We start from the raw sequence: 12,277 nt of genomic DNA on the forward strand, positions 1-12,277 counted from the left end.
GAAACTAGATTTTGATTGTCCCTAGATGTAGCGCTTTATATTCATCTGAATAAACATTAATTTCATAACCATCCCAAAGATTTCTTGACCAAACTAATTTATTAACTGATATAAAATAATTATACCATTTTCTTTCTCCTAAAATTTGAAGATTTAGCTTCCTGTTTTCAACTGCTTTTAATATTTTACTTTCAATTTTACTCATACTATTAATTTGCAAAGTTAAAAAATAAATGTTTTAAAACTTTTTGAGAATGTGTCGTTTCGAATATTCGATGATCGTTAATCAATATTTGATTATGGCAAATACATTCTGAATTATCTTTACTTGAACTAATTTTAGCGTTGACTTTTTTAAGAATATCTTCTATTTGACCGTTGACAATATATCCTAACATACAACCTTGTTTGTTTTTAAAATGTCCCGTCAGAAACCTTTCAATTCCTTTAGTAATATATTCTGTTTGTTGCTGAGAAGCATTTACTTTGCTTCCTTGTGATTTTATCCACTCAGATGCAGAAATGTTTTTTGCTTCAACATTATAATCTAATCTTAAATCCTGCCATATATTGTGAAATCTAATATCAATTGGATTTGCCTCTTTTGGAGATTTTAACCCTTTGTCAATTTCATCATCTTCAAGTTCTTCTTCCTTTGTTATTACAAACTTATATTTTAAAGCAAGTTCACATTTTTTCACGAGGCTAACTAAATTTGATGAAAATGTTTTCTCTTCCCAATCTTTAGAATATATTTTTTCAGAAATTGAAGTTTCATACGATTTAATTAAAACCTTTAAACACTTCATTTCAAAACTTGAATTAACGCTATTAATTAAACTTAAATTTTTAGCCATTTGCAATTTCAATTAATAATGATTTACTATCTTCCATCGCAGTGGTTTCACTCCAAAAACGTCTTTGATTTGGTTTAATGATATAGACATCATTACCATCATAATAATTTAGTTTTTTTCTAAAATAAAGACTACTATTTTCTTCCTCCCAAAGAAACTTATCTAATCTTTTTAATTCTTTGTATATATCTTCTTTTGATTCATAGATAGGTTCTAGCTCTTCTCCAAATGATATTTTAATCATATACAATGGACAATTTCTATTAATATCATAAATTGTTGCTGATGCCTTCAAATTAACATCATTAAGCCAATCATTGAGTTCGTTTGTCAATCTATTAATATAATTACTAGATTGATTAACAAACAAGACGGATTGAGATTTCTGCTGTTTTTCAAATAAATCTAAACTGTAATGAAGTGTATCTTGAATAATGATTTGTTCGTCTACCGTTAATTCTAATATATCATTATAAATAATTTGATCAATTTCTTTTTCTAAATGAAGAATATCTGTTTTAGATCCACTCTCTTCATCTTGTTTTTTTATAGAAATGATCTTATCGACTTGTAAAGAAAGCTTCTTTGCCAATATTTTTTTATCAAATAAATAAGGAAGAAAAAGAAATTCGTTAGACATTATTTGTTCTCGCTCAATTCCCCAGGAAGATGAAACTAAAAATAAAAAATAAGTAGAAAACCTTGAGTTTATTAACGCCAAAATTGCTTTCTTCTCAATTTCAGAAATATTGTTTATAATATATGCACCACTCATACAATAAGCCTTATGAGTTATCAGAGATGCTGTTATTAATTTATCTTTTTGTCCTTTCTTAATAGCTATATATGGCGGTATAAATAATCTATCATCAATATTTCTATAATATTTTGTATTCGGTTTAATTGCATTAATTGGAGTATAATATTTTCCGATGTTATTTGTTTTTGCAATAAAATCTGGAATAAAATCCGGTTTTTGGATATCCCCATTTAGCCCAGTTTTATAATTAACATCATTTTGTTCAAAAAATTCATTTAACTTTATAAATTTATTATCCAATTTCTCAATCAACTCAAAATCAAAATAACTGCCCCACATAGCAATTTTCCAAATTTTACTATTAGGTTTCTTGCATTCAATTCTTGGTAAATATTTTTCATCTGATGAATCGATTATTATACCTTCTAAAATATCATTTTTTATATATGTTTTAGGTGCATAATATTTTATTGATTCTGTCGGATTTTCAGGAAACTCTCTTTTATAAAAAACGATACTTATTGGCCCAACAGCTGATCCAAATAATTGTCCACCATATTGCTCTGATATTTTCCTTAGAATTGAAAAATTATAAATTTTTTCGACATAATTTTCATTGAATAGCCAATTTCTGAAATTCTGATAAGTACCTCCTGTGTTAGTTAAAACTTTTGTATTGAAAATCAAGGCAATTTCCCCTTTTGGAGCAAGAGAACTTGCTTTATGCAAAAAGGGCAAAACCATTTCTTTAGGAAATTTCTCTCGATCACAATATCTCCTAATACTTTTTTGATTTCCTTCGATATCTTTCTCTTTAGAAACAAGTTCTCCAAAAGGCGGATTTCCAATGATTAAATCAAAATTTTTAAGAATTTCAATATTTGATAGATCAGAGATAGTATCTCGTGCAAAGAGATTATTTCCCTGTGTCTTTATTAATTTATCATTGAGGTCATTTATTAGATATGGAAACCTAATTGTACCATTCCACCACTCTGTTTTTGGATCAAGGTTATCTAATAACGCTAAGTATAAACTAAATGCAGCAACTTTAATCGATTTTGAATCCAATTCAATTCCAAAAATATTAGATTTAAGAATATCAACTAAGATGTTAAAATCATTTAATTTCTTCTTGTATTTATTCTCATATCGTTTTACTAACCTTTTGAAACTTTGAACAAGAAAAATTCCCGAACCACAACTTGGATCAAGAGTTTTAATATTAAAATCTGTTTCTCCATTTTTAACTGATAATTTTTCATTAAGAATTAACTCAACTAGTGAAGGTGGAGTGTAAAAAGTCCCCGTATCTTTCTTACTTTTTTTATCCAATTCTGATAAAAAATTCTCGTAAATTTCACTTAATAATTCAATTCGGATAATACTAAAATCAAACAATCTCCAGTCTTCAAAAAGATCTATTTGTAAATTATCCTTAAAACCATTAATAAAACATCTCTTAATTAAATGCAAATGGTCAGTTCTGACAATATTTTTTTCATTTTCCGTAATATTAAACAAGCTTCCATTAAAATCATTCGCTAATCTTTCAAATAATGAATATGTTGCATCAAGGTTGTCTAAAATTTTAAAATAGGAATCTGAATCACTTAAAAAAGATTTGTAAAATTCACTAGTTGTAGCACCTTTATCTTCTAAATACAACAGAAATAAAGAGCGCATTACTAATTTATGTATTACATCTTTGTCTGAAAGTCCCTGTTTTTCTAGTTCTCGAGATACATTTATTAAACTTTGAATCAAATATTTATCAACCCTTTTTTCTAGATTTATTCTCTTCTTTAACTCAATTGCTTCAATAGACGACCAAATAAAACCTGTATCTATAGCTAACCTCGAGAAAATTATATTTAATTTTTCAATCTTTTCCTTATCTGAAATTTTACAAGAGTAAATTTCTATTTCCTTTAAATTAGATTCAAAAGTTTTATATTGAATATCCTTTTTATTATAGCTAAAAGGTTTTTCCGAGCAGTTGTAAATTCTGATTTCTGTTTTAGTATAAACGTAAAGGAATAATACTTTTTGAAAATTCCAGCATATTCGATGTATTTCTGCAATTTGAACTAAAGAAAGATTATCAAAAACGTCAATCTCTTTTAAAAAAAGAACAGGCTGACCTGCATTTTCATATACTTTAATAAGTCCCACTTTTTCCTTATCAAACAAATCTGTGATCTCGCAATCTTTTGCAAAGTCACTAAAATCGAGTTGTTGAAAAATAGAATTTGACATTATATAGGTTTTAAACAAAAATAATTTAAAAAACAATATTGCAGATTATTGCGCGATTTATTTATAAACAAAATCCCAAACTCCTTTCGGAATTTGGGATTTTTTATTTTACCATTTCCAGTATTGGAATTTGGAATTTCAATATTAAGATTTTTAAATCTTAATGCGTATGTTTCGGATTAAAACCGTCTTCGCTTAATTCAGTGTGCACATAATCGGCAACCATTTCTGCTTCATAATCGATTTTTTCTCCTTTGCTAACTTTGGCAATGATTTTTTCCATGATGTTATAAATAACCGGAACTACAATCAAGGTTAGGAATAAAGAAGAAATTAATCCTCCGATGATTACCCAAGCCAATCCGTTTTTCCACTCAGCTCCTGCTCCAGATGCCAATGCAATTGGGAACATACCAAATACCATCGCAATTGTTGTCATCAAGATCGGACGTAAACGAGCGTGATTCGCCTGAATTAATGCCGTTCTGATTGATTCACCTGCTGCTCTTCTTTGGTTGGTATAATCGACAAGCATAATCGCGTTCTTACACACCAGACCAATCAACATGATGATACCCAAAATCGTAAAGATATTTAATGAGTTATTGGTCAAAGCCAATGCCAGCATCGCACCAATAAACGAAAGCGGAATTGCAAACAATACTACAAACGGGTGAGCAAAACTGTCATACAAACTCACCATTACAAGGTAAACCAAGATAATAGCAGCTAATAAAGCGATTCCTAAAGTACCAAAACCTTCCGATTGGTTCTCCTGGTCACCACCCCAGATATAGTTTACACCTGTTGGTTTTTTAAGCTTATCTAATTTTGCCTGCCATTGCGTTACAATTGTTCCTGAAGGAACCCCAACGTTTTGTCCTTTTACTGTTACCGAAGCAGATTTGTCTCTACGCTCTAACTGGCTAGGTCCTGATCCTTCTGTAATATCAGCAAATTGAGATAACTTAATTTGTTGTCCTGAAGAATTGATGAAAATCAAATTACTAACGTCAGTAATACTTTTTCTATCAAATGCATTATATCTAATGTTGATATCGTACTCATATTCTCCAGCTCTGTATTTACCGTCTGTATTTCCACTAAAAGCAGTTTGCATCGTTAAACCAACAGTTTGAAGTGTTAATCCTAAAGCTGCCATTTTATCACGATCAACTTTAACATTTACCTCTGGATTTCCGTCTTCAACAGTTAATTTAATCTCTGTTGTTCCAGGAATTGTACGTAATTCAGCTTCAGCTAATTTAGCAAATGCCATAGCACTTTCTGTAGATGGACCTGTTACGATCAATCCTAAAGTAGCATCCTCAGCAGTTCCTAAGATACCTACAGGAACCGTTTTTACTTTTGCCCCAACTAATACTTTTTCAAGCTTACGTTTGATTTTTGCTGCGTAAACGTTAGCATCATCGGTACGATCTTTTTGCTCGATCATTTTTACGTCGATCTCTGCTTTGTAAGCAGTAGCCTGAGATGCACCAAAACCTTCACTGGTTTGTCCTACAGTTGTAATCTGACTGTGAACATATTCCTGAGATTTCAAATAAGCTTCTGCTTTTTGCGTCATGAAGTTGGTTTGTTCTAACGAAGCATCTTTCGGCATTTCGATTTGAACTAAAAACTCCCCACTATCAGAAGATGCAAAGAATTCTCCTCCAATGAAACCTCCACCCATTAATCCAATTGTTGATCCGAAGAACAATACAAGAACAACTAAAATGGTTTTAATATAATGATCTAAACACCAAGTCAATAAATCAGAAACCCAGTTTGTAAAACGAGTTAAATAACTTTCGAAACCAAGAATAATTCTTCCAAATAAATTCTTTCCTTCAATATGCTCTAATTTACCATAGCGAGATGATAACCAAGGGATAATTGTAAATGAAGCTAAAAGTGACAGTAAAGTTGAAATAATTACGGTAACACAAAATTGTGTAATAATATTAGATACTAAACCAGAACTCATTGCGATTGGCAAGAATACCACGACAATTACTAATGTAATCGAAGTTACAGTTCCACCAATTTCTGCAGTTCCGTCGTAAGATGCACGAATTCTGCCTTTACCCATTTCCATGTGTCGATAAATATTCTCGAGGACCACAATCGCGTCATCGACCAGAATACCTACAACAAGAGATAATCCTAATAAACTCATTAAGTTTAATGTATATCCCATTAAATAAATACCAATAAATGTAGCAATCAACGATGCCGGAATGGAAACCATTACGATCAATGAGTTTCTAATACTGTGCAAAAAGAACAACATTACAAAAGCTACCAAAACTACTGCAATTAATAAATCGTGAACTACAGAATCTGCAGCTTCAAGAGTAAAGATTGTACTATCTTTTGCTACTTCTAATTTTAATTGATTTGCTTTATAATCATTTTCAAGAATAGCAATTGTTTTTAATAATTGCTCACTTACCGCTACTGCATTTGCATCAGATTGTTTTACGATTTGCAAAACAATAGCACTTTTTTGATCTACACGTGATATTTTTTCTGCTACTTTTTGAGTATCCTGAACATCGGCAATATCACCTAAACGAACCTGAATTCCGTTTTGAGAAGAAACTACCAGGTTTCTTAATTCCTGAACACTTTTATATTTACCCGCTAAACGAATTAATATTTTTTGATTACGTGTTTGGATATTTCCTGTTGGGAAATCTAAATTCGAGGTCAAAATGTTTTGCTGTACCTGTGGAACAGATAATCCGTAACCCTGCATTTTAACAGCATCAAGATTTACTTGAATTTCACGCTCTGAACCACCAATAATATTTACCTGGGCAACACCTTGTACACGAGATAAAATAGGAGCAATTTTTTTGTCAATTAAGTCATAAAATTCTGCTTCGTCCATTTTACCATTAGCACCAAGTGTCATAATTGGTAAATCACTCAGCGAGAATTTCGTCAGCGAAGGTGTTTCTGCATCATCCGGTAAATCACTAATAATAGCATTGATTTTACGCTGTGCATCATTCAAAGAAAAATCGACCTTTGCATTTGATGTTAATGTAATCGATACAATAGATAAACTTTCGTATGATTTTGAGTCGATTTTTTTGACATTCTCTAAGGATGCAATCGCATCTTCAATTTTCTTGGTTACTGTGTTTTCTACCTCACTTGGAGAAGCTCCCGGGTAAATTGTAGAAATTGTAATAACGTTTTGTTCAAATTTCGGGATCAGCTCATAACCTAGTTGGCTGTAACTGAACAATCCACCAAGTGTTAGAATTGTAAACAATACAATTACCAACGACGGACGTTTTATGGATATTTCGGCTAATTTCATATTTGTTGCTTTAGGCTTTAGGCTGTAGGCAATAAGCTTAATGCTTATGGCCTACAGCTTATCGCTTTAAATTATTTAATAATTTCTACTGTATTACCGTCTTGTAAGTTAATTTGACCTGTAGTAATTACAGTTTCTCCGTCAGATAATCCATTGATAACTTCTACTTTATCACCTAAAATTCTTCCAGCAGTTACTTTTCTTAATTTTGCAATACCATTCTCAACTACAAAAATCTCGTTGCTGCTCACACTTCCTACAAATGCATTTCTAGGTACAACCATCAAGTTTTGTTTTTGTTGGTTTGATGCAAAAATTGCAGTTCCGTACATACCTGCTTTCAGGTCGTTATTTGAGTTGTTTGTAATTTCAATTTCAACAGGAAAGTTCAAAGACTCATCTGCTTTTGAAGCTATAAAAGTAATTTTCCCAGAAAAAGTTTTATCAGGATAAACACTTGCAGTTACTTTAATTTGGTTTCCTAATTTTAAACTGGCAACCTGATTTTCGTTTACTGTAACAACTAGTTTTAATTTAGAAACATTTACGATATCAAATAAAGCTGTTGCTGGCGTTGCTGCTAAAATAGATCCCGGCTCAATATATTTTTTATTGATAAATCCGCTTATTGGCGCTTTTACTTTTGTGTCTCCAACATTAATGTTTGCTTGCGTTAAGCTAGACTGTGCATTTGTTAAAGCTAACTTAGCCTGATCTAATTGTTGTTTTGTAACACCACCTGTTTTAAAAGCATTTTCATATCTTTCATAATCAGATTTTGCATTTTGGTAAACTGCCTGCGCTTGTTGTGCACTAACATTAATTACATCACCTCTAACTGTCAATAAAGTTTGACCTACTCTTACATAATCACCTTCTTTAGCTAAAACGCTGATTACTTTTCCAGATTTTTCAGCAGAGAAAGTTAATTCCTGAATTGGTTGAAAATTTCCATTTGCAACGAAATCCAAAGAAACTTCCTCTGTTTTTACAGGAGAAACTTTAACCGAAACTGCAGCATTTTTCTCTGCTACGATATCTGTTTTTGCTTTGTTCTCCTTCTTATTATTATTTAAGACATATCCAATCACACCCAGTGCTGCGATTATGATTACGATTGTTATAATAGTTTTCTTCATTGTAATTAGTTATTTAATAAGAGTTTTTAGTTCGCCTTTTGATTTGATTAGTGCTATTTCGGCAATTTTATAATTTAAAACTGCTCTGGTATAATTATTTTGAGCTTCAAGTGATGCATTTTCAGCATCTAATAAATCTGTTAAAGATGCCAGTCCCTGAAGATAATTGTTTTTTGTATTGCTTAGAATCTCTGATGCCAATTGCATATTTTCTTTTTGATTCTGAATAGTCACAATGTTATTCTCGATGTCAGCCATTGCATTTCTATAGTCTAAATCAAGAGAAAGTTTTGTGTCTTTAATATCTTCTTGTAAAGATCTGATTTCTACATCGGCTTGTCTTACTTTAGCACGAGTTCCGAAACCTGTAAAAATTGGCACATGTAAGTTTAATCCAATTGCTGAGTAATCAGACCAGTAAACTCCGTCTTTTGGTTTTGCAAACCAAGGCATTTCAGGCCCCTGACCAATGTAATTGTAACCTGCCGTTAATGAAAGCGTAGGATAATATCCAGCTTCAACAGCTTTTTTATTGTATACTAAAAGCTCTTCTTGTTTTTTCAAAAGCAGATATTCTGTTCTGTTTTCAACTGTTGGCTGTTCTGTTAATGCTGCAGGAACTACTTCAAATTCTTCTTTTGGCATATCAATTTGAGTTTCAATAGGCATTCCCATATAAAACTTTAAAGCATTTTCCTGTAAAGTAATTTGATTTTTAATTTGCTGACGCTCTGTATCTATATTTGACATTTTCACAACGATACGGTCTAAGTCAATTTTTTTAGCTAAACCATTATCAAACTGCCCTTTTACGATATCACGAACTTTTGTTGTGTTTACATAATTACTGTCTAAAAGAATCAATCTTTCTTTTTGTACATAAACAGAATAATAGTTATTTGCAACTCTTTCAATAACCTGCTCTTCTGTTAACTGATTGTTTATTTGATAAAACTCACGTGTTGATTTTGCTGCTCTTAATCCTGTAAAAACAGATTGATCAAAGATTGTCTGAGTTAAAGAAAGTCCTGCTGTCGATGTCCATTTTTGACCAAATGCTGCCTGAATTGTAGTTCCCGGTGCACCAAATCCTGCTCCGTCAATAACTGTCGTCTGAATTACGGGATTGTAAGTTAAATTTCCGTTTGCAGAAATTTGAGGCAATGCTCGTGAACGTACTTCCTGAATTTGATACTCACTGTTTTCAACCTGTAGTTTGGCCTTTTTAGCATCCGCTTTGTTTTGAAGCGCATACGTAAGAGCATCTCTTAAGGTTAATGTTTGGACTTGTGCGTTGGCAGCCAAGCCAATTGTACACAAAAATATAAGAATTATTCGTTTCATAGATTGATGATTAAGTAATAATTTTTTTAAGTTGTTTTTCTAATTCTAGTATTCCATCTGGTGTTGCCATTGCTCTGGTGTGATATTCCAAAGCTTCTAATTCTATTTCCTGAGCCTCTCTTTCAGAAATTGTATTTTCATTAATGTGAAAAATTAAAGTGTAATAAAATTTCACATACACATCAATATTTATATCCGGGCGGTAAAACTTTTCGCTAATTCCTTTTTTAATATTTTCTCTAAAATACTGCGTACACTGCTCTATTTCGTGAGACAATACATTTTGATATATTTCGGGATAATGTTTTTTTAACTGATAAATCGGCGAAGTATCCATATTATTTTTAAACATGTCTCTGAACATTTCTCTGATCTCAAAATTTTCCATAATTGCATTGTAGTTTTTAGCCACAATAGAATCAATTATTTCGTGTACTTGTCTGTGAACCATCGAGGTACTTTCTTCAATTAAAACCTCTTTGTTACAAAAATATTTGTAAATCGTTTTTTTTGAAATACACATTTCACCTGCAATATCATCCATCGTAACACTTTTAAAGCCTAACTTTAAAAATAAATCGCTTGCTTTTGCTATGATTTTTTCTTTCATTTTAATTTTCAAATTGCCTTACAAATATAATTCGGAAACTTTTTTAAAAAAATAGTTTCCAGTATTTTGTAATAATTTTACATTAACTTATTCATCAAATAAGAATTATATACTAAATTCCAGATTAGCGATCAGCTTAATATCTTTTCCAAGTGCCAATCCACCATTATGATTGTATGAATTATAATCCAGACCAAAATCCTGACGTTTGATATCGCCTTTAATTTCAAAAGCAACTTTTCTCTCTCCGTTATAAGAATTGATTCCAATAAATTCTGCATCAAGTTCTACAACTTTGGTTACGTCTTTTATAGTTAAATCACCTTTAAAGAAATTGATATTATTATTTACTTTTTGAAATGAAGTCGATTTAAAACTAATAATTGGATGTTCGTTTACATTAAACAAATCATTCAGTTGCAAGTGAGTATCAATTTGCTGAAAACTATCTGCCTTGTTATTTATATCTAACGAAAATTCAACCGAAGCATCTTCAATTTCATTGTCTTCAATATTTACATAACCATCGAATTTATTTTCAGTTCCTCCTAAATAAGCAAGTATAGAATGTCTCATTTTAATTAAAACATCTGATTGGCTAGAATTTATGGTCCATGTTGTTTTCATAATTATCTGATTTAATGAGTTTATAATTTACTCAAACCCGCCATGGAAACTTTTCAAGTGTTGTAAGTTTCCATTTTGAAAGTGCAAATATAAACAGGAAACTTTAAACACCAAGAAAGTTTCCGAGTTTTTTCAAAAATAATTTTAACACATTAAAAATGAGCGGCTTTAATACCCATTTTTATGGAAACTAAATTCCTTTTAAATTTTTAAAATTATAATTCACATTTGAATCGTATCTTTGAGGCTCGTTAATCAGAATTTCATTTATGCACGATATTAGTCAGTACCAGGATTTTTTTATTACTTATTTAGAAAGCCAGAGCATTACCAAAGAACCCAAAAACCTTTACGAACCTATTGAATACATTTTAGGTCTTGGCGGAAAACGCATGCGTCCTGTACTAACCTTAATGGCGGCAGAAGTATTTAATACTGATTACAAAATCGCACTTCCCGCGGCAATGGCGGTTGAGGTTTTTCATAATTTCTCGCTGGTTCACGATGACATTATGGATGATGCGCCTTTAAGAAGAGGTAAAGTAACCGTACACGAAAAATGGAATATTAATACCGGGATTTTATCCGGAGATGCCATGCTTATCCTGGCATATCAGTATTTTGAACAATACGAACCAACCGTTTTTAGGGATTTGGCAAAATTATTTAGCAAAACAGCTCTTGAAGTTTGCGAAGGACAGCAATGGGATGTTGATTTTGAAGAAAGAAACAATGTAACGATTCCCGAATATCTAAAAATGATCGAATATAAAACAGCTGTTTTAGTTGCCGCAGCCATGAAAATGGGTGCAATTGTAGCGAAAACTTCTGAAAAAGAAGCTGATTTAATTTATGATTTCGGACTCAATTTAGGTTTAGCTTTTCAATTACAAGATGACTATTTGGATGCTTTTGGAGATCCTAAAACTTTTGGAAAACAAGTTGGCGGCGATATTATCGTAAATAAAAAAACGTATTTATATCTAAAAGCTTTAGAATTTTCTTCTTCTGAAAAAGCTTCAGAATTACAAAAATTATTTAGTTTACAACTCGAAGATAATGCCGAAAAAATAGCAACTGCAAAAGCCATTTTCAACGAATCCGGAGCATCAAAAGCTACGCAGGAAGCAATTGAAATGTATACTTTTAAAGCTTTTGAGACTTTAGAAAAAATGGAAATCAACGCTGAAAAAAAAGGTATTCTTAGAACTTTTGGCGAGAATTTAATGGGAAGAAAAGTTTAAAATTTTATGCCACAGATTAAAGGATTAAAAAAGATTAATCAGTGAAAATCTTTTAATCTGTGGCTATTTTTTGCGCATAGTAAACCCGACAGGTTTTCAA

At 31.3% G+C, this 12,277-nt stretch carries 9 protein-coding genes; 1 reads left to right on the top strand and 8 read right to left on the bottom strand.

Annotation, left to right across the window (positions count from 1 at the left end):
- Positions 1–4: 4 nt before the first annotated feature.
- The 8 genes from ACZZZT_RS01235 to ACZZZT_RS01270 all read right to left on the bottom strand — a co-directional run bounded on the left by ACZZZT_RS01235 (position 5) and on the right by ACZZZT_RS01270 (position 10,933).
- Positions 5–205, bottom strand: coding sequence for a hypothetical protein (locus ACZZZT_RS01235; protein WP_463459169.1), 201 nt, complete (start codon positions 203–205; stop codon positions 5–7).
- A gap of 4 nt (positions 206–209) precedes the next feature.
- Positions 210–809, bottom strand: coding sequence for a hypothetical protein (locus ACZZZT_RS01240; protein WP_463459170.1), 600 nt, complete (start codon positions 807–809; stop codon positions 210–212).
- A 40-nt stretch (positions 810–849) separates the two neighbouring features.
- Positions 850–3,876, bottom strand: a complete 3,027-nt coding sequence (locus ACZZZT_RS01245; RefSeq protein ID WP_463459171.1) for an HsdM family class I SAM-dependent methyltransferase — start codon at positions 3,874–3,876, stop codon at positions 850–852.
- 160 nt (positions 3,877–4,036) lie between these two features.
- A complete protein-coding gene (locus ACZZZT_RS01250; protein ID WP_463459172.1) occupies positions 4,037–7,213 on the bottom strand; it encodes an efflux RND transporter permease subunit in 3,177 nt (1,058 codons plus the stop codon).
- A 71-nt stretch (positions 7,214–7,284) separates the two neighbouring features.
- On the bottom strand, positions 7,285–8,352 hold the full coding sequence (locus ACZZZT_RS01255; protein WP_042563277.1) for an efflux RND transporter periplasmic adaptor subunit: 1,068 nt from the start codon (positions 8,350–8,352) through the stop codon (positions 7,285–7,287).
- A gap of 9 nt (positions 8,353–8,361) precedes the next feature.
- Positions 8,362–9,696 (bottom strand): TolC family protein, encoded by a 1,335-nt coding sequence (locus ACZZZT_RS01260; protein ID WP_042563276.1) that lies wholly within the window; start codon positions 9,694–9,696, stop codon positions 8,362–8,364.
- A gap of 10 nt (positions 9,697–9,706) precedes the next feature.
- Positions 9,707–10,306, bottom strand: coding sequence for a TetR/AcrR family transcriptional regulator (locus tag ACZZZT_RS01265; RefSeq protein WP_463459173.1), 600 nt, complete (start codon positions 10,304–10,306; stop codon positions 9,707–9,709).
- Between the two features lie 105 nt (positions 10,307–10,411).
- Entirely contained in the window at positions 10,412–10,933 is a 522-nt protein-coding gene (locus tag ACZZZT_RS01270; RefSeq protein ID WP_042563274.1) for a YceI family protein, read from the bottom strand.
- A 269-nt stretch (positions 10,934–11,202) separates the two neighbouring features.
- Here ACZZZT_RS01270 and ACZZZT_RS01275 point away from each other — a divergent pair, with 269 nt between their 5' ends.
- On the top strand, positions 11,203–12,177 hold the full coding sequence (locus ACZZZT_RS01275) for a polyprenyl synthetase family protein (protein WP_463459174.1): 975 nt from the start codon (positions 11,203–11,205) through the stop codon (positions 12,175–12,177).
- Positions 12,178–12,277 lie beyond the last annotated feature (100 nt).

The sequence above is a fragment of the Flavobacterium sp. AC274 genome (genome assembly GCF_979258275.1).